General features: G+C 39.2%; 17 protein-coding genes. 5 read left to right on the forward strand and 12 right to left on the reverse strand.

Going from position 1 to position 17,528, the window contains the following annotated elements; all coding sequences use genetic code 11:
* Window positions 1-128 precede the first annotated feature (128 nt).
* On the forward strand, window positions 129-2,192 hold the full coding sequence (locus tag ND811_RS05465; RefSeq protein WP_265351108.1) for a thioredoxin domain-containing protein: 2,064 nt from the start codon (window positions 129-131) through the stop codon (window positions 2,190-2,192).
* Here the strand turns inward: ND811_RS05465 and rsfS are convergent.
* From rsfS to rplU, 10 genes are all read right to left on the reverse strand, one after another.
* Window positions 2,179-2,544: a ribosome silencing factor gene (gene rsfS / locus ND811_RS05470; protein WP_135569416.1), complete on the reverse strand. Its 366-nt coding sequence runs from the start codon at window positions 2,542-2,544 to the stop codon at window positions 2,179-2,181. The two genes, ND811_RS05465 and rsfS, sit on opposite strands and share 14 nt — an antisense overlap.
* 1 nt (window position 2,545) lies before the next feature.
* On the reverse strand, window positions 2,546-3,703 hold the full coding sequence (locus ND811_RS05475; RefSeq protein ID WP_265351109.1) for a LytR C-terminal domain-containing protein: 1,158 nt from the start codon (window positions 3,701-3,703) through the stop codon (window positions 2,546-2,548).
* Window positions 3,693-4,316 (reverse strand): bis(5'-nucleosyl)-tetraphosphatase (symmetrical) YqeK, encoded by a 624-nt coding sequence (gene yqeK / locus ND811_RS05480; RefSeq protein WP_265351110.1) that lies wholly within the window; start codon window positions 4,314-4,316, stop codon window positions 3,693-3,695. The genes ND811_RS05475 and yqeK overlap by 11 nt, the downstream gene beginning before the upstream one ends.
* Window positions 4,316-4,924 carry a nicotinate-nicotinamide nucleotide adenylyltransferase gene (locus ND811_RS05485; RefSeq protein ID WP_265351111.1) on the reverse strand — a complete coding sequence of 203 codons (609 nt, stop codon included), beginning with the start codon at window positions 4,922-4,924 and terminating at the stop codon, window positions 4,316-4,318. Before ND811_RS05485 ends, yqeK begins: the two co-directional genes overlap by 1 nt.
* Window positions 4,925-4,926: 2 nt before the next feature.
* Complete coding sequence (locus tag ND811_RS05490; RefSeq protein ID WP_238754586.1) at window positions 4,927-6,192, reverse strand: glutamate-5-semialdehyde dehydrogenase; 1,266 nt, start codon at window positions 6,190-6,192, stop codon at window positions 4,927-4,929.
* 3 nt (window positions 6,193-6,195) lie between these two features.
* Window positions 6,196-7,062, reverse strand: coding sequence for a glutamate 5-kinase (gene proB, locus ND811_RS05495; RefSeq protein WP_265351112.1), 867 nt, complete (start codon window positions 7,060-7,062; stop codon window positions 6,196-6,198).
* Window positions 7,049-8,074, reverse strand: coding sequence for a GTPase ObgE (gene obgE, locus ND811_RS05500; protein ID WP_265351113.1), 1,026 nt, complete (start codon window positions 8,072-8,074; stop codon window positions 7,049-7,051). The genes proB and obgE overlap by 14 nt, the downstream gene beginning before the upstream one ends.
* A gap of 76 nt (window positions 8,075-8,150) precedes the next feature.
* On the reverse strand, window positions 8,151-8,408 hold the full coding sequence (gene rpmA, locus ND811_RS05505; RefSeq protein WP_012388759.1) for a 50S ribosomal protein L27: 258 nt from the start codon (window positions 8,406-8,408) through the stop codon (window positions 8,151-8,153).
* Window positions 8,409-8,411: 3 nt separating this feature from the next.
* The gene (locus ND811_RS05510) at window positions 8,412-8,741 is read right to left on the reverse strand and encodes a ribosomal-processing cysteine protease Prp (RefSeq protein WP_265351114.1); all 330 of its coding nucleotides are present in this window, start codon (window positions 8,739-8,741) and stop codon (window positions 8,412-8,414) included.
* Entirely contained in the window at window positions 8,742-9,050 is a 309-nt protein-coding gene (gene rplU, locus ND811_RS05515; protein WP_135640794.1) for a 50S ribosomal protein L21, read from the reverse strand.
* Window positions 9,051-9,168: 118 nt separating this feature from the next.
* Here rplU and typA point away from each other — a divergent pair, with 118 nt between their 5' ends.
* Entirely contained in the window at window positions 9,169-10,977 is a 1,809-nt protein-coding gene (gene typA, locus ND811_RS05520; RefSeq protein ID WP_265351606.1) for a translational GTPase TypA, read from the forward strand.
* Window positions 10,978-11,066: 89 nt separating this feature from the next.
* Here the strand turns inward: typA and ND811_RS05525 are convergent, their stop codons facing one another.
* Together ND811_RS05525 and ND811_RS05530 are read right to left on the reverse strand one after the other, a co-directional pair.
* Window positions 11,067-12,515 carry an AsmA family protein gene (locus ND811_RS05525; protein WP_265351115.1) on the reverse strand — a complete coding sequence of 483 codons (1,449 nt, stop codon included), beginning with the start codon at window positions 12,513-12,515 and terminating at the stop codon, window positions 11,067-11,069.
* 83 nt (window positions 12,516-12,598) lie between these two features.
* Complete coding sequence (locus ND811_RS05530; protein ID WP_265351116.1) at window positions 12,599-13,027, reverse strand: hypothetical protein; 429 nt, start codon at window positions 13,025-13,027, stop codon at window positions 12,599-12,601.
* A gap of 47 nt (window positions 13,028-13,074) precedes the next feature.
* Here ND811_RS05530 and ND811_RS05535 point away from each other — a divergent pair, with 47 nt between their 5' ends.
* From ND811_RS05535 to ND811_RS05545, 3 genes are all read left to right on the forward strand, one after another.
* A complete protein-coding gene (locus ND811_RS05535; RefSeq protein WP_265351117.1) occupies window positions 13,075-14,082 on the forward strand; it encodes a hypothetical protein in 1,008 nt (335 codons plus the stop codon).
* Between the two features lie 171 nt (window positions 14,083-14,253).
* Window positions 14,254-16,074, forward strand: coding sequence for a SpoIIE family protein phosphatase (locus ND811_RS05540; RefSeq protein WP_265351118.1), 1,821 nt, complete (start codon window positions 14,254-14,256; stop codon window positions 16,072-16,074).
* 9 nt (window positions 16,075-16,083) lie between these two features.
* On the forward strand, window positions 16,084-17,508 hold the full coding sequence (locus tag ND811_RS05545) for an ammonium transporter (RefSeq protein WP_265351119.1): 1,425 nt from the start codon (window positions 16,084-16,086) through the stop codon (window positions 17,506-17,508).
* Window positions 17,509-17,528: the final 20 nt, after the last annotated feature.

Here is a 17,528-nt window from a genome sequence, read left to right on the forward strand (position 1 = left end):
TATGATTCAATGGAAACTTCTTAAACCCCTTACACAGACAAGATGAAAAAATCAATGTTGTCAATCAACCTAAAATGTAAAATACTACGTAGAGAAACGATCGTTTCTGGGAGTGCATTGTGGCAAATATGTCGAAAAAACCGAATCGTTTGGTTCATGAGAAAAGTCCTTATCTGTTACAACATGCACACAATCCCGTAGATTGGTTTCCTTGGGGAATGGAAGCTTTCGAAAAAGCCCAAAAAGAGGATAAAATCATCCTTTTGTCCATTGGTTATTCTACCTGCCACTGGTGCCATGTGATGGAGCGTGAATCGTTTGAGGATGATTCCACAGCAGAAGTTTTAAACCGTGATTTCGTATGCATCAAGTTAGACAGAGAAGAACGTCCAGACATAGATAAAATTTATATGGATGCACTCCATGCGATGGGCACCCAAGGCGGTTGGCCACTCAATTTGTTTCTTACACCCACAAAGGAACCGATTCTTGGAGGAACTTATTTTCCTCCTGAAAACCGCTACGGAAAACGAAGTTTCAAAGAGGTGTTACGGTTAGTTTCAGAGGCATGGAAAAATCAAAGAGAAGAATTGCTGACAGCCGCATCGGATTTGACACAATATTTGCGAGAAAATGAAACAAGACCAAATGAAGGTAAAGTTCCCGGCAAAGAGATCATCGAAAAAAACTTTGAACGATATCTCCAAGTTTACGATAAAGAATTTTTTGGCTTCAAAACAAATTCGGTAAATAAGTTTCCTCCAAGTATGGCCCTCCGTTTCCTTACGGAATTTTATTTATTAAAAAAAGAACCCCGTGCCCTTGAGATGGCCTTTAATACAGCATATGCTATGAAGTTTGGTGGGATTTATGACCAGGTTGGCGGCGGAATTTGCCGCTATGCAACAGACCATGAATGGTTAGTTCCGCATTTTGAAAAAATGTTATATGATAATTCTCTTTTTGTAGAGGCACTTTCTGTATTGTATAGAGCAACGGGGGAAGTTTTTTTTCTAGATGTCATTCGAGAGATTGTCAGTTACATCCGAAGGGATATGACTTTAGAATCGGGTGGGATTGCCAGTGCTGAAGATGCAGACTCAGAGGGAGAAGAAGGAAAGTTTTATCTCTGGAATCATTCTGAATTTAATCAAATCGTTTCGGAAGAAGATATCCAAGGATTTTGGAATGTCACAGAAGAAGGGAACTTCGAACACAAAAACATCTTAAATGTTTATTGGAGGGGGAAAAATCCTTACATTGAAGGAATCCATTTAACACAAGAGTTTTCTGAAAAATTGGAGAAAGCAAAAGATAGGTTATTAACTCATCGCAGAAATAGAATTCGTCCTCTCCGAGATGATAAAATTTTGACTTCTTGGAACTGTCTTTGGATCAGAGCCCTTTTGAATGCTTATGAAGTTTCAGGAGAATATGAATATCTAAACGATGCCAAAAAAAATTATCAGTTTATCTGTAAAGAATTAGTAAGTTCCGATGGCTCAATATTGCGAAGGTTTCGAGAAGGGGAAGCTAAATATTTTGGAACTCTTCCTGATTATGCTGAATTCATCTGGGTTTCTTTTAAACTTTTCCAGTTGGAGGAGGATATGGAAGCCTATCAAATCGGAATAAAATCTTTAGAATATTTAATTTCTAATTTTGAATCTAAGGTTGGCCCTTTTTACGAATCTTTTCATGGTAATGAGGATTTGATTGTACGTACCATTGAAGGATATGATGGAGTAGAGCCTTCCGGTAATTCCACCATCTTACATTTGTTTCATCTTCTTCATTTTTGGGGTTTTAACAAATGGAATCTCGGAAAAAAAGCGGATTTGATTTTTGCTTACTTTTTGCCGGAACTAACTCAAAACTCTTTAAGTTATCCCTCGATGATTTCGGCATTCCAAAAATTCCAATACCCATCCAAAGAAGTTCTTGTCGTTTATAGAGATAAAGAAGCATTAGAAATACAAACAATAAAAACTAAATTAGCATCACTAAAAGATCCTAACTTAGTATGGTTGGTTATCGAGGAATCTAAAGCAAAGGCTTTGACGAAAGAGCTCGAACTCTTAAGTGGAAGAGGCGCTGGTTCCTCCGGTATTTTATACTATGTTTGTCGCAATTTTTCTTGTGAATTACCGAAAGACAACTGGGAAGAAACTCTTACTCTTATACAACAATAGGAGTAGCGTCCCCCCAAAGTCTATCTAACGAATAGTAGGTTCTCATTTCATCAGTCATGATATGTACGCAAATTTCACCATAATCCAAAAGAATCCAACCTGTCGCATCTTTTGGAAGATCGGCAAGATTTTGTCTCTTCACAGCAAGTTTTAGCGGTTTCATGTATTTATCAATATCTTTGGCACAAGATCTTCCTTGTGTTTCTGTTTTGACAGTGGCTAATACAAAGATAGATAAATAACTGTGAACATCTTTTAGATCCAAAAACTGTATGTTCTCACACTTCTTGTCAATTAACGTCTGTTTAATTTTTTTTAGATGGTCTAATGTTTCGGCACTTATATTTGGCATTTTAGTCCTTGGAATTTTGAAAATCTTCTCCGAGGATCACAGTGGCATCAAGTCCCAGATCTTTCCGAAGTGCGAAGAAAACCCTTCGACCCTGGAAGGTATCCGAGATAAGATCAGTGTACTGCGTATTTCCTGAGCGATTTAAGATGATACTGGATTTAAAACTAGAATCCCAAGCATTGTCAACGGAGAGAACTTTCAGACCCTTATCATTCAGAAGCACCTTACCGTATCTGGCAAGTCCATTTTTTGGCGTTCCATTGAGTACTTCAATTCTGGCCCTTTCGCCTTCACTGAAAGACAGAGAGCGAAGTTCACTGGCAAATTTATGAAAAGCGACCTTTACTGTTTCTTCGTTAGCTTTTAAGACCTCATCTCGCAATTTAGGTCGACCCATCGGTTCTCCTGGAACTTCGGAAACACCAAAATGAATTTTTTCTTTTTTTAGAAATTCGATAAAAGTTTCCCATTCCTTAATAGATAAGTTGGTCGTCATCTGAGAATGTAAATAGGCAACTCGTTGTTTTCCTAGTAAGTCTTTTTTTTCATGAATGGCCTCAAGCACAGTTAAAAAAACTGTTTCTTGTATCTCCAAACGACGGATATAGGATATCATTGATTCATCTGCAAGAGAACTCATCCAATCAAAAGTATCTTCACCATCTAGAACATATGTCTGTTTGTTCCTTGCGTAATTTTTTGTTATGTGAAGAGACTTTGGTTCAAAAAATAGGTTTAATCCACCAAGTAAATTAATGGAATTTTGGAATTGTTCTTTGGTCCAAACAATTTTAAACGGTATACTCGAATCCAAAGTGTCTTCTAAAACAGATTCCACATACGAAGGTGCAGAACTTCCTTTCTCTTTGAGTGACTTGTCTCCATCATCAAAACTGGTTTTGGGATTTACGAAGAAGAGAGCAGCTTTTTTTTCATTCGGATAAAATTCTGCATAGAGAGAAAAAAGATATTCATCCTTATCTCCAAGTACAGAAAAAAGAATGGGAAGGCGTTTGCTTTGGGAAAATTTTTGATCTAATGAAAAACCTCCCTTGGAACGTAATACTAAAAATAATAAAGCAAAAAGAAAGAAGGCCCCTGCCGCAATGAGAAGGGTTTTGGCTGGGATTGGCTGTTTTTTTGGAGCTTCACGTAACATCGATTTGGTTTTCCTTGATCAAATTTGCGGATAGGTTGTACATCTGAAACGTATAGGGATGAATGACTTCTTGTTTTTCCATTAAAAAGGATATGGTTTGAAAGGCTTTCATAAAAACACCATAATTCAGGTTTTCCATAGTTTTCTCTACCCAAAGAGAAAGTTCTGGTTTACGAAATGCATAATCCGAACCCAGAAAATCGGACGCATAAACGATCCTATCCAAAAGTGTTGGAGATTCGTTCCCTAACGTATGAGAAGATATTGCTTTTGTGATTTCGGGATCAAAGAAGTGGTATTCTTTTTCTAACCATAAGGGTGCAGAATACGCATGTAGGGCTTGGCTTGGAACACCCTTTACATCGAGTGAAAACTCTTGAAACAGTCCCCAATGGATTTCCAACTTCTTTTGTTTGGTGATGTCGTGGCAAAGTCCAGCAAGATATGCTTTTTTTGGGTTCTCATATCCATGTTTTTTGGCAAGATCTTCTGCATAATTTGCGACTCTCAGTATATGAGCATAACGAGTTTCTGTAACGTGTTTTGGCACTTCTTCTGAAAAAAATAAAATCCAATCATCTAAAGAGTTATTTGATTTCGGAATTTGATTCATCAATTTGAATCTCCTTTGGACGACAAAAACTTGATAGCAAGCTCTCTGGTTTTTGGGAGAAGATATTCGGCTGACCTAATTTGATAATGAATTTCACGAATTTCAGTACTACTTGCTGGTAAAATTGTATTTGTCAGTACATTGACCTTAGCATCTGACAAAAAATATGGTATAAAAACTTCTTTCGGGTAAGCCGTTTCTCTTCTGACCACAATCATTTCTTTTACAATTTTTATAATTTCCCGGTAGTATTTCCATTTGTCGAAGTGAATTAAATTGTCCTCGCCCAAAACAAGGGAAAGTTCGGAACTAGGATGAATTTTTTGAAGAGTAAGTAAGCTATCTATCGTGTAACTTGTGTTCTGTTTTTTTATTTCTTCATCCCAAAGAATGATTTTTTCAGAGAGGAATGGTTCAAATTCAGAGAGACAAAGTTCCCAGATTTCAGAAGAAGTAAACTCTTTTCCGTTTTCCTTAAAAGGTGAGACGTAGTTAGGGCAGATATAAAGAAGGTCTTCGGGATAAGATTTTGAAATCGTTTCGATCACATGCCTGTGGCCAATGTGAGGTGGATTAAAACTTCCTCCAAAAAACAGAACTTCTTCCATTTTTAAGTGCGGACTTGTCCACTTCCTGTTACATACGTTGTGGTCGTTGTTAGGTGGATAAGTCCCATAGGGCCACGCACATGGAGTTTGCCAGTAGAAATACCTACCTCAGCCCCAAGCCCATACTCGCCACCATCATGAAACCTTGTCGAACAATTCACAAAAATGGCAGCACTATCGAGTTCCTTCTGAAAGGTTTGGATTTCAGTTATATCTTCAGACAATATACATTCCGTATGACCAGAACTATACTTTCGAATATTCTCCATAGCTTCCCATACAGAACCCACTAATTTTACGCTAAGCCTTGTATCCAAAAATTCCGTATAAAAATCATCCTCTGTCGCAGGTTTGGCGGAAGGAAATATTTTGGTGATGGATTCATCTCCTAAAATTTGCACTCCATTTGTGGCTAAAGATTCCAGTAAATTTTTTATATTGGGATAGTCTTTGTGGATCAAAAGATTTTCCAAAGCATTACAAACTCCAGGGCGTTGCACTTTTGAATTCAGTAAAATAGGAAGGACAATCTTTGGATTTGCCTGATGGGAAAGATAAAGATTGGTAACACCTTTATCGTGTTTAATGACAGGGATTTTACTATTTTCGGAGACAAAACGAATGAGAGCCTCACCACCGCGGGGAACAATCACATCAATTAAATCATCCAATTGAAAAAAGGGAACCATCGCTTCTCGATTTGTATTTTCGACAAAGGTTACCACTTCTTTTGTCACAGCTGGCAATTTTTTTTCTTCGATCGCTTGGTGGAATAAAGAAGAAAGGATTAAATTAGAATGAAAGGCTTCCGAACCACCTCGTAAGATACAAGCATTCCCGGATTTAAAAGATAAAGAAGCAATATCGATGATCACATTGGGTCTGGATTCAAAAATTGTCATCACCACACCAATGGGAACACGTTTTGTGAGAAGTTCGAGTCCATTGGGAAGAATGGTTCCTCTCACGACTTCACCCACTGGATCTGGCAAATTACGAATTTCTTCTATACTCTTTGCCATATTTTTAATTCGTTTGGAATCAAGTAGAAGGCGGTCCATCATGGCAGAAGATAATCCTTTTTCCTGTCCATTTTTCATATCGATTTTATTTTTTTCGATAATCGCAGATTCATTTTCGAAAAGAAGTTCTTCTACTCGTTTTAGAACTGAGTTTTTTTCTAAAGTGGTTAAACCTTTTAAGCCTCTACTAGCTAACTTGGCTTTGGTGGCTAATGATCTTGCATAGTTTGTGTTTTCGTCTGCCATAATTTACTCCGTCTGAAAGGAAAAAAAATGAGATTGGATTTCGGAGGCATTCGGAACTCGGTGAGGTAAGGAATGGTTGGCAACTAACGTCCCAAAGTTTTCAGTTTCAAAAAACTGTGAAATGGCATGTTTTTTTTCCCCATTGACAATTCCTGTTTTGATACCGTAAGGCAACAAAAGTTTGGCAGCATTGATTTTAGTAAACATACCGCCGGTGCCTGGTCCAGAGGGTCCTGTAGCGAGGGCCTCTGTTTCTTTTGTAATTTCCGTAAACAAATCAATTTTTTCCTTCCCGTTTAGGAATCCATCGACACCGGTAAGAATGAGAAGAAGGTCTGCACCAACGATGGAGGCAACAATCGCAGAAAGAATATCGTTATCTCCTAAATTGATTTCCTCTGTAGATACCGAGTCGTTTTCATTTACAATAGGAAGAATTCCCCAACCCAAAAGTTGGCGAAAGGTTTGTTTGAGATTAGTAAAACTATTTTCTTCGTTTAAATCTTTTCTTCCAAAAAGGATTTGAGCAATGGGGATATTGACCCGACTAAAAAAACTTTCATATAAATTTAGAAGTTTGTTTTGGCCCATCGCAGCAAAAGCTTGTTTTTCTGCGAGACTCGTTTTTCCATTGGGAAGTGATGCAGATCCAATTTGATCCACTAGAAGTTTTTTTCCCTGGGCAATGGCACCTGAGGAAACAAGGATTACTTCTTTTCCTTGGTCCCGTAAGGAACGGATGTCACCCACAAGATCATATAAAAAATCATTAATTTTAGATTCTTCACCGGAAACACGAGCACTTCCGATTTTAATCACAATTAGTTTTGCCTTTTGAATTGAGTTTAAAAATTCCTTACGTGTTTTCATAAACCAATTTTGCTTTTTCAGGAAAGAATACTTTGTCAATTCGCTCTAGTAAGTATTCCAAATTAGATTCTTTGTCAGCAGAAATACAAATGATTTCCCCTAAATGAGAATAGTTCTTTTGAATTTCTTTTGTGAAGGTTGGGTCATTGTCCCAAATATCCATTTTGTTGATGACGATTAGGAATTTTTTGTTTAGAAGAGTTTGGTTGTAATTCCCAAGTTCACTTCGTAACATTTCTAATTCTTCTTCGAGCTGTAGGTTACCACCATCAAATAAAAACAAAATCCCTTGGACCCTTTCAATATGTTTGAGAAAACTAATCCCAAGGCCTACACCACGAGATGCTCCCTCAATGATTCCAGGAATGTCTGCTACGGTATAACGAAACAAATCTTCATGTCTATGTACGACACCAAGGTTAGGGGAGAGTGTAGTAAACGCATAACCTGCAATTTTAGGATGCGCATGGGTAATTTTTGCGAGCAGGGTCGACTTACCGGCGTTAGGGAGTCCAACGATTCCAATATCGGCAAGTAACTTTAGTTCTAATATTAAAGAAAGTTCTTCACCTTCTTCTCCTGGTTGGCTGTACCGGGGTGCTTGTTGTACAGATGTTTTGAAAAATGTATTTCCCTTTCCACCACGACCCCCCGTAGCAATGGTAAAACTTTCGCCATCTACATTAAAATCATACAGAAGTTCCATAGTGACCTGGTCAATGATTTGGGTTCCTACAGGTACTTTTAGGACTAAGTCCTCTCCATTTTTTCCATTTCTGTTTTGCCCAAGGCCTGGTTCTCCGTCCTGTGCCGCATACATACGGTCAGGCAGGTAATTTTCTAGAGTCATCATACGACCTTCCGCAACGAAGATCACATCGCCCCCTTTGCCACCGTCACCACCATCCGGGCCTCCAAATTCGACAAATTTCTCTTTATGGAAATGGACAGAACCTGCCCCTCCGTGTCCGGCTCGAATTTGAATGGGTACTTCGTCGATAAATCCGCTCATAGTTTCCTTTGGTCAAAAAAAAACCCGTTCAAGGGAGATCCTAAAACGGGTTTTGCCTCTCAAATGTATGAGAGGATTACACTTTCGGGTAAACGGAGATTTGTTGTCTTTCTTTTGTTACATGTTCGAAAGTTACAATTCCGTCGACGAGTGCGTAAAGAGTGTGGTCACGACCAATTCCTACGTTTTTCCCTGGTTTGTATTCAGTTCCTCTTTGGCGAACAATAATATTTCCAGCAATTGCTTGTTGGCCACCATAAACTTTTACACCTAGTCTTTTCGATACCGAATCACGACCGTTCTTTGTGGATCCACCACCTTTCTTTGTAGCCATTGTTTACCCCTTTATTATTTCGTCCTGGATGGAAATCGCATGGGAATGACTGGTCGCTAAACTTTTTAATCCAAATGCAACCATCGAAAGTAGGTTTTGGTAACCCTCTCTTTGGTCCTTCATGACTAAAAATTCTAAATACCCGTCTCGTTTTGTTTCCGATTCCAAACTGCCTTGTGATGCCAAGTAAGAGTGTGCACTCTGAACCAGAGTGGAGACCCCAGCACACAAAAGATTTTCGCCCTTCGAACCTAAGTCCTTGGGAGAATGTCCTTCCAGTTGGATTCCTGCGATTTTCCCTCCTAAATCTTTTAAAATTATACTATAAATCAATTAACCGCTGATAGAAACTACTTGCAGTTTTTGGAGTTGTTGTCTGTGACCCCAAGACTTTTTGTAGTTTTTTCTCTTTTTGTATTTGAAACCGTGGATTTTATCACCCTTACAGTCTTCTAATACTTTCAAAGTCACTTTCGCACCAGAAAGTGCTGGTGAACCAATGTTCACTTTGTTATTATCGGAAAGGAGTAGGACTTTCGTTTCTACTGTGCTTCCAACCGAGTTTCCTGTTTTTTCTGCGACGAATACCTGGTCAGGAGAAACCTTAAATTGTTTGGCTCCAAGTTCAATGATGGCGAACATATAACTATCCTAATCTCTTTCTCGAATGTAGTTCTTACCAGGATTTCTAATGGGCACCTCTTGTCAAACTGAAATCCCCATTTACAGCCTAACTGGATTAGAATTTCTGGTAAAAACAATGGAAATTCGCAACATCGCCATCATCGCACACGTTGACCACGGTAAGACGACACTTACAGATAGTATCCTTCGCCATACGGGCGCCGTAACCGCAAAAGAAGACCGAGAAAGACTCATGGATTCCAACGCATTGGAACAAGAAAAAGGGATCACCATCCTTGCCAAGAACACTTCGGTAAAGTACAAAGGCACACGCATTAATATCGTAGACACTCCAGGACACGCTGACTTCGGAGGAGAAGTAGAACGAGTTCTGTCCATGACAGACTGTACTCTCCTTTTGATCGATGCATTTGATGGACCGATGCCACAAACGCGTTTTGTTCTCGGAAAATCACTCCAACTCGGTCATAAACCGATCGTAGTTGTAAACAAGGTCGATCGTGAAGGTGCAAGACCTGGATATTCAGTAGACAAGGTATTTGATTTGTTTAGCGATCTTGGGGCCACCGAAGAGCAGTTAGACTTTCCTATCATCTACGCTTCAGGAAAACAAGGTTGGGCAGTGAATGATTTGTCTGAAGTTCCAGGCGTCAATATCGAACCTCTCCTTGATAAAGTTCTTTCTCATGTTCCTCCAGTCAAAATCGAAACAGGAAAACCACTGCAGTTTCAAGTCACAGCCCTTGATTATAACGAATATGTTGGACGTATCGCCATTGGTAAAATCTACCAAGGAACCATGAAAAAAGGTGCCGATGTCACTCTAGCTAAAACAAATGGAACCACTGCTAATTATAAAATCACCAAACTTTATGGTTACGAAGGACTCACACGTTACGAGATCGATGAAGCGGGATCTGGTGATATTGTAGCAATGGCAGGAATTCCTGACGTGTTCATCGGAGATACCGTTTGTGATCTTGGAAATCCACTTCCACTCCCTGCGATTCAAGTAGAAGAACCAACTGTTTCCATGTTCTTTATGGTCAACAACTCTCCGTTTGCTGGAAAAGAAGGTAAGTTTGTAACAACAAGAAACTTACGCGAACGTTTGGACCGCGAACTAGAAACTAACGTAGCACTACGTTTAGAAGAAACGGAAGATAAAGATCGATTTAAGATTTTAGGACGAGGGGAACTTCATTTATCCATCCTCATTGAAAACATGAGAAGAGAAGGGTATGAACTCCAAGTCTCTAGACCAGAAGTAATCATCAAACAAAATGAACTTGGCGAAAAAATTGAACCATACGAAACACTTGTGATGGACCTACCGGACCAATACACTGGTGCTTGTATCCAAGAACTGAACCGTCGAAAAGGTGAGTTAACAGGAATGGATGCACATACATCTGGAATCACTCGTGTCGAATATATCATTCCGACACGAGGCCTCATTGGATTTCGAGGTCATTTTATTTCTGAAACTCGTGGTGAAGGGGTTATGTCTAGTCGCTTCTTACGATTTGATAAATACAAAGGCGAAATTCCTGGTCGTAAAAACGGAGCTCTTATCTCTATGGACTCTGGGGAATCCACTGCTTATGCATTGTGGAAAGTACAAGAACGTGGGGAATTATTCATTGAACCGCAAGTAGCTGTCTATCCAGGAATGATCCTCGGAATGAATAGCCGTGACTCCGACTTAGAAGTAAACCCTGTCCGTGAGAAAAAACTGACAAACGTTCGTGCTTCAGGTTCAGATGAAGCAATTCGTTTGGTTCCACCGAAGAAACTCACTTTGGAACAATCCATTGAATTTTTAGATGATGATGAACTTTTGGAAGTAACTCCGCAAAGTTTGCGTCTTCGTAAAAAAGTTTTGGATGCAAGTATGAGAAAAAGATCTAGTAGTGGGCGTTAAGATTTAAATCCTACCTCGGCCACTTGGTATGCGAAAGTAAAAAGGGACTAATTAGTTAGTCCCTTTTTTATATGTATGAAGATTTTGAATTAAAATCCCAATCCTTTGAGGGCATCGCCCGCACCTGGAAGTTTTTTCAAAGCCTCACTTGCTTTTCCTTTGATGGCTTCCTTCACCGCACCGCCAATTAAATCCGTTAATGATCCAAGTCCTACCCCAAGCTCCACATTCGGATTACGGATGTCACCATAGGTACGAAATGGAATAAACAAGCGGTCGTCTTTTACTAAGTTTCCTACAATTTTGTTTCTTATGGCTTTTGGGTCCCCTTGGCCTTTCATCGCTTGTTTGATTTTTTCATCAACAGATGCTAAGGATTTTTTTGATTCCTCTTCATCGTACAACATTCCCATTTTCATTTCATGGTAATTGGTTGTGGTAACAATATATGACCCTTTGGTGATTTGTAGGTCATAGTTTTTGGTAGGAAATGTTGGTTCATCTAAAAAAGTAACTTTTCCATTGCTGTATTCGACATGAAAGGACACATCTTTTTTTAATTCTGCTTTTTCTTTGAGTTTGTCAAGTTTTAGGCCAGCTTGGTTCATAGCTGGTAATTCACCTGCAATGGCATCAAAAGCCGCAAATCCAGAAAGAAAAGAATCCTCTTTCATGGTCACTTCATAATTTACTTTAGGATTTACGAGCCCTGTTTTTACGACAAAAGGTGTTACTTTTCCTTCGGTATCTAATAAAAACTTTGCCGCTTCCTTTTTGTTTCTACCAATGATTGTAACATCAGCATCAAAATTCACATTGACATTGTTATGCGAACCTAAATCACTTCCATCAATATCAATGTCTTTTAATTCTAAATCCAATTTTTGAACCAAAATCTGTTGTCCCGTTTTTCGCATGTTTACTTGGATATTTCCTTCTTGGATTCCTACAAGCCCCATCTTAATGGCAATCGGGATGTCTTTAATAGAAAATGGCCCGGAAGCTGGAGCACTTGCTTTTTCCTTTTCCTCTTCTTCCAAAGCTGCTTTTTTTTCTGCAAGAGCTTCTGCAGAGAGTGCAGGGTTCTTTTCTCCATTAACAATTTTTGGTGTTTTAAAAAGCGAAGTTAGGTTGTTCCCACCGTCTTCGTTCATGGTAAGGGAAATTTCTGGTTTTTTTAGAACGATTTTATTTACTTTTAAGGTTTTAGTAAGAAGGGCTAAGAAGGAAATTTTAACATCAGCCTTCCCTAATTCAATCAGGCCTTTGGGTTTCAATTTTCTTTCCTCTAAAGGAGTGCCTTTATTTGCAATTTCATCTCTAGGAGCAAGGACAATCCCTTCAATTTCAATTCCAGATAGAACATTAAAAAGGTTGATATTGACCGATTCTACATGGGCCCTAACATTAATGGCAGATTCAATTTGTTTGACAAGGAAACTCGGAGTAATAAAACTCCCGGCAAAAACTAACGCAATGATTACGATAAGCAGAATGGAGCCCAATAGAGCTAGAATTCCGTAACCTATTTTTTTCATATTTTCTCCTAACTTTGACACGAAAGAGTGAACTTGAAGTTAAGAGAAATTTGGTTTCTGTAAAGTAAAAAAGGGCGAATAATTTAATTCAAAAACCGAACCGAACTAATGATATTGGTTAATTGTTGGAAAAGTTCATCTCCGACTTCTTCATCAGAATTATAAGTAACAAGGAGCATTCTAGATTGGTTGGCAACCATATAAACCATCCATACTCTGTCTTCTTTTAAAAATTCACAGGCACGAATAGAAGAACCTTCGTTATTCTCAAAAACCGCAACGTTTTCGGCGTCATAGTCAATTTCATGAATTTTTAAGTAGTTCTCCAATTCTTGGTCTACGTTAAAATCTTCCTGTTTGGATTCAAAAGCATAAACTTGAAGTGCGCCTCCGCCATTGGGATGGAAAAAAGCGGGAATTTCTTCGACTACCATATGTTCCCAAGTGGCAGGAAAGAGAAAAGAATACCAACCTTGTGGAGAACGAAATTGTTTGTACATAGGTTTTGTCATTGTAAATCCCTTTTCTTTCCAATAAATCTTTGCAGTAATGGCAGTAAATGATTTTCAAAAGAAAATGGTATTTCCCTGTCATGACCCTATTCTTTTCCACTAGTTTTGGAGGGAGTTTACTTGCTCAGGTTTCTGGATACGAATCCGCGTACCCTTCCGCCTATTTGTTAGGTCTTTCATCCAGCGGAGTGGTCTCCTCCCAGTCATTGGGAAGTATATATGGAAATACCGCATTTTTGACGAACCAATCCAAACACCTGATTGACGGAGGTATAAACGGAAGTTATGCGAATCCAAAAATATCTCCTTTGTATCTCTCAGGAGCCGCCTATTATTCTTATTCAGATTCACTAGGTTTTGGATTTCGTGGCAAACCTATTTTCCTTAGATCCTTTCCGACAGACGAACGTTTTTCCAATTATGCCTTTCAAGGTTTTATCAATTGGAAGTGGAATGAAAACCTATCTTTTGGTTTGCAGTTAGGGCCTGGAGTGTCAAGTCGGATTGGTGGTTATAGCTCTTACTCCTGGAATGTATCAGCATCTGCTGCATTTCAATATGGAGACTTTCGGTTGGGCGTGATTTTAGAATCACCAGGAACTTACCGATTTGACAAATATTTAAAAACTGAAAAATTAAAGGAAAGATTACCGGAGCGTTTGTTAGTTGGTTTAGGCTACAGAATTAATGAATGGATCGATTTTCAAATGGAAGGGAATAGAACTTTTTATGAAAATTCACATATCTCATTGAATGGAAAGGACAGTTCATTTCAATATCCAATACATACGATGTATGCAGGTAACATTGGTTTAGCGATTGGCAAAATAGAATCATTCCAGTTTATTTCAGGTTTCGGCAGAGAGTTTCGTGCTGAAAATTCACTGCGAGGTTTTTATACAGTTTCTATGGGAATGGCAGGATCTATTTTTCCAAAAGAATTGGGGGAAGGGTATTTATATTCAGTGTCCGTACAAAGGTCAGGGCTTGGTGTTCCAGAAAGGGACGGTGCGGAGACAAGAGCTGCCTTTCAAATCCAAATTCAGTTTCAATGAAGAACACCATTTGCTTAAAGTTTAGGCATATTGGACGATTTCTATAAATGATTTTTATCGGTTTTGCTGAACTTAAACACATAATGTAGAGAAATATAGGATAATCCGACTTCTTTAGGCGAGATGCACTGTCGGTACGATACTTGCATCTAAATCAGAAAGGTATCCTATATGGTTGATTTCAAAGTTTCCAAACGAATGCTCGTCAACTTCCGCGGACAAAACAAAGTCGTGGGAGGATTAACAGATAAAGATAAAATTGCGATCCTTCTCTACATTTCCAAAGAATTTGCTAATTTAGATAGAGAAGACCAACTCTTTTCCAAGGTCATCCTGATCTGTCAGGAAATTTTTGAGTCGGACAATACAACACTCCGACTCTGGGATGGGGAATATCTTGTTCCCGTCAAATTTGTCAAAGAAACAGAACCCCCTCGTAGAAATCTAAAAATGGGCGAAGGTTACTCGGGAACTGTTTTTGAAACAAAAGAACCGATTCTTGTTAACGATCTTTCTAGGTCAGCGCATTACTTTGATGAGGGGGAAACCACCAAATCAGTGATGTGTGTTCCTATCATGCAAAAAGAGGAAATCCTTGGAACCCTTGCTGTAGAAAGTGAACGTGAAAATTTTTATATTGTCGACGACTTGGAAATTTTAGAAGCCCTCACTTCTCAGTTGGCTCTAGCTCTTTATGGGGTTAGGCTTATTGAAGGACTTGTAACAGCAAGAGCGAGAGAGGCTGCCATTTTAAATCAATTAGAATGGGATTTAAAAATGGGTCGTAATGTCCAAAGCCAAATTCTCCCTCAGGACCTAAGTGCTTGGAACGGAATCTATTTTGCAAGCCATTATGAACCAATGGCAGAAGTGAGCGGTGATCTTGTTGATATTGTTAGACAAGGCCATTCCTTAACTGCCATAAACATTGATGTTTCGGGACATGGAATTCCTGCAGCCCTCGTCACGATGGCTATTCACCACCAGTTCCGTAGGTCTGTTATGGCAGGTCTTGGGCTAACGGAAATTATGGAAGAACTGGGCGAAAAACTAAGAGAACAACTTCCAGAATCTACGTATTTTACTGCGTTTATGGTACGGATTTTTAGTGATTATACGTTTGGTTATGTGAATGCAGGCCACCAACGAATGTTACACTATAAAGCGTCAGATGATACTTTCATTCAATATGATACAAAAGGCGTTCCACTTGGAATTCTTCCTGTAAGGAAAATTGATTATGAAGAAAAACAAGGCAAACTCGAACCAGGAGATTTTTTACTTTTAATCTCAGATGGATTTAGTGAACAAAGAAACCATTTAAAAGATGAAGTGGGAGTAGACAGAATCCTTACTTGGTTACAGGACGAAAGAGAACGTCTGGTTATGGAAGGAAGGGGAAAGGTTGATCTTAAAAAATTAGCTAGTGCCTTTGTGGAACGTTTTAGGGCATACCAAGGAGATGTTCCAAATGGTGATGATTTGAGTTTTCTCTTTCTCTATTGTGGGGATTCAATTCCAGAAGCTTCGCATTACATACAAATGGCGAAACAATCCAATTCCAAAATGAAAATGGAAGAAGCTTATGCGCAAGCACTTAAAGCTTTCAGTATCGATTCTTCTTTAAAAGAAATTCTTGTCTTTTTAGGAAAAATGTATTATAGGGATGGAAAATATAACGAGGCCATTCGGTATTTAGAGGAATATTTAAGAACCTCAGGAGACAATACGGCAGCTTCCCATTTTATGATGGGACGTGCTTACTATAAAGCTGGAATGATTTCAGAAGCAAAACGAGCGTTAAAGATGGCTTTATCGAGTGATCATAGTTTTGCCAAAGCAAGTATACTCCTTGCACAATGTTATTTGAAAGAAAATGCGAAACCAAAAGCAATCAAAGTGTTGCAACAAGGCGTAAAAAATACACCTCAAAGTTTAGAGTTAAAAACTTCACTTTTAAGGTTAGAATCTCATTCGCAAAAAGTCGGTTAAGGAAAGTTTATGAAAAAGTTTGGAATATTTTTTAGTTTAACAATCGTTCTTTTGGGTTCAGCAATTGGAGCCGAAGAAGTGACAAAAGATGCAGAGAGTTTAGAAACTCTAACCAAAGAAATGGCCAGTATCAAATCTTCTCTCGCTGAAACAAAACTTGCCCTAGAAACCACAAAACAAGAAGCCAACTGGGTCTGGACTTGTATTGCAGCGTTTCTTGTATTTTTTATGCAAGCAGGGTTTGCTTACGTGGAAGCCGGATTCACACGCGCAAAAAATGCAGTAAACATTCTTATGAAAAACTTCTCTGACTTAACCGTGGGGGCAATTGCCTATTGGGTGATTGGTTTTTCGATTATGTTTGGTCCCCAAGTTCTAACAGGATTTGGTGTAGGAGTCCCTTCTTTTGCAGAAAGTCTGATCAATACAGAAGATGGTAATATGGATCCTTCCAAATATACTTTCTTTATCTTTCAGATTGTTTTTGCTGCGACCGCAGCCACGATTGTCTCTGGGGCAATGGCAGAGAGGACTAAGTTTTCTGCGTATTTGGTTTTCTCCATCATCATCACTGCTTTTATTTATCCTATCTTTGGATCCTTTGCTTGGGGGAGTCTTCTTGGAATTTCCACTGGATTTTTAGAATCACTGGGACTTGGAGCTGGCGAAGGAGTGGGTTTTCATGATTTTGCTGGATCTACAGTGGTTCATAGTATTGGAGCTTGGGCAGGTCTTGCTGGAGCGATCGTTGTCGGTCCAAGGATGGGGAAATTCCAAACTGATGGGAGAGTGTATCCTATCCTTGGTCATAATATGTCTATGGCAGCTCTAGGAGTTTTTATCCTTTGGTTTGGATGGTTTGGATTTAACCCCGGTTCTACGACCTCTATAGAAGGTGGGAGCTTTGCAAGGATTGCTGTAGTGACTCATATGGCAGCATGCGCTGGGGCCATTGCAGCGATGATACTAACTTGGTTGTTATTTAAAAAACCGGAAATTGGATTAACGCTCAACGGGGGACTGGCAGGTCTTGTGGCCATTACCGCTCCTTGTGACGTGGTAAGTATCACTGGGGCAGTTTGTATAGGTGCCGTTGCAGGAGTGCTTGTCATCGTTTCGGTTCTCTTTTTGGACAAAATCAAAATTGACGATCCAGTCGGAGCCGTTTCTGTTCACGGGGTCTGTGGAGCTTGGGGAACACTCGCTGTGGGTCTTTTTAGCTTGGAAACAGGACTTTTTTCTGGTGCAGGATTTGCACAATTTGCCGCACAGGCGATTGGTGTAGTGACAGCCTTTCTTTGGGCTTTTCCAACTAGTTTTGTTGCTTTCTATATCATCAAAAAAACCATCGGACTTCGGGTTTCCGAGGAAGAAGAATTGTTAGGTTTGGATATTTTAGAACACGGAAACGAAGCTTATCCCGTTTCCAAATAGTCCTTGACCCTAGGCTTTCT

The sequence above is a fragment of the Leptospira soteropolitanensis genome (assembly GCF_026151655.1).
Lineage (GTDB): Bacteria > Spirochaetota > Leptospiria > Leptospirales > Leptospiraceae > Leptospira_A > Leptospira_A soteropolitanensis.

What these genes read in the sequence shown, in the direction of transcription:
- rpmA (WP_012388759.1), bottom strand. Translation starts at nt 8,408, where the DNA reads ATGGCTACAAAGAAAGGTGGTGGATCCACAAAGAACGGTCGTGATTCG.
- rplU (WP_135640794.1), bottom strand. Translation starts at nt 9,050, where the DNA reads ATGTTCGCCATCATTGAACTTGGAGCCAAACAATTTAAGGTTTCTCCT.
- ND811_RS05485 (WP_265351111.1), bottom strand. Translation starts at nt 4,924, where the DNA reads ATGGAAGAAGTTCTGTTTTTTGGAGGAAGTTTTAATCCACCTCACATT.
- ND811_RS05525 (WP_265351115.1), bottom strand. Translation starts at nt 12,515, where the DNA reads ATGAAAAAAATAGGTTACGGAATTCTAGCTCTATTGGGCTCCATTCTG.
- ND811_RS05540 (WP_265351118.1), top strand. Translation starts at nt 14,254, where the DNA reads ATGGTTGATTTCAAAGTTTCCAAACGAATGCTCGTCAACTTCCGCGGA.
- yqeK (WP_265351110.1), bottom strand. Translation starts at nt 4,316, where the DNA reads ATGAATCAAATTCCGAAATCAAATAACTCTTTAGATGATTGGATTTTA.
- proB (WP_265351112.1), bottom strand. Translation starts at nt 7,062, where the DNA reads ATGAAAACACGTAAGGAATTTTTAAACTCAATTCAAAAGGCAAAACTA.
- obgE (WP_265351113.1), bottom strand. Translation starts at nt 8,074, where the DNA reads ATGAGCGGATTTATCGACGAAGTACCCATTCAAATTCGAGCCGGACAC.
- ND811_RS05475 (WP_265351109.1), bottom strand. Translation starts at nt 3,703, where the DNA reads ATGTTACGTGAAGCTCCAAAAAAACAGCCAATCCCAGCCAAAACCCTT.
- typA (WP_265351606.1), top strand. Translation starts at nt 9,169, where the DNA reads ATGGAAATTCGCAACATCGCCATCATCGCACACGTTGACCACGGTAAG.
- ND811_RS05535 (WP_265351117.1), top strand. Translation starts at nt 13,075, where the DNA reads ATGATTTTCAAAAGAAAATGGTATTTCCCTGTCATGACCCTATTCTTT.
- ND811_RS05465 (WP_265351108.1), top strand. Translation starts at nt 129, where the DNA reads ATGTCGAAAAAACCGAATCGTTTGGTTCATGAGAAAAGTCCTTATCTG.
- ND811_RS05490 (WP_238754586.1), bottom strand. Translation starts at nt 6,192, where the DNA reads ATGGCAGACGAAAACACAAACTATGCAAGATCATTAGCCACCAAAGCC.
- rsfS (WP_135569416.1), bottom strand. Translation starts at nt 2,544, where the DNA reads ATGCCAAATATAAGTGCCGAAACATTAGACCATCTAAAAAAAATTAAA.
- ND811_RS05545 (WP_265351119.1), top strand. Translation starts at nt 16,084, where the DNA reads ATGAAAAAGTTTGGAATATTTTTTAGTTTAACAATCGTTCTTTTGGGT.
- ND811_RS05530 (WP_265351116.1), bottom strand. Translation starts at nt 13,027, where the DNA reads ATGACAAAACCTATGTACAAACAATTTCGTTCTCCACAAGGTTGGTAT.